Annotated in this window: 1 protein-coding gene; it reads right to left on the bottom strand. The window is 74.5% G+C overall.

Going from position 1 to position 552, the window contains the following annotated elements; translation table 11 throughout:
* Positions 1-552, bottom strand: a 552-nt coding sequence (locus ACFQ36_RS23330) for a PH domain-containing protein (protein ID WP_377018021.1), incomplete at both ends; no start/stop codon positions are given.

Below are 552 nucleotides of genomic sequence, written 5' to 3'. Positions count from 1 at the left end.
ACCGGCTGCTCGGGGGCCTCCGGGGCCTCCTCCGGCTTCGCCGGGTCCAGCCGGACACCGGCGGCGTGGGCCAGGATCGCAGCCCGCAGCCGCTGGGCATCGGCCAGCGGCAGGTAGGCCAGGCGCACCGCGGACTCGCCGGCGTCGGCCACCTCGAATTTCAGTTCGGCCAGGGCGAAGATGCGGGCCAGCAGCGGCTGGACGATGTCGATGGCCTGGACCCGGTCCAGGCGCGCCTGGCGGTGCTGGCGGAAGAGGATGCCCGAATCGACCCGGACGTGCTCGCTGGTGATCTGGTAGCGGGTGACCCACCAGGACAGGAGGTAGCCGCCCACCAGCAGCACCAGCACCACGGCCAGGACGGCGGCGGTCCAGCCGAGCCGGCCGTCCGCGGCGACCCAGAGCGTTTCGCCGCGGAACAGCGCCTCGAACCCGTCCCGGCCGAAGAAGTAGGCGATGGCCGCCAGCGCGATCCAGCCGCGGACCAGCGGGGATACCGGGTGCACGCGGTGCCAGGTTCCGGCCGCGTCCGGCCGCAACGGCCCGGGCGCC

The sequence above is a fragment of the Arthrobacter sp. GCM10027362 genome (genome assembly GCF_042679445.1).
Taxonomy (GTDB): Bacteria; Actinomycetota; Actinomycetes; order Actinomycetales; family Micrococcaceae; genus Crystallibacter.
The sequence above is the reverse complement of the archived record's forward strand: the minus strand, read 5'-3'. Positions and strand labels throughout refer to the sequence as shown.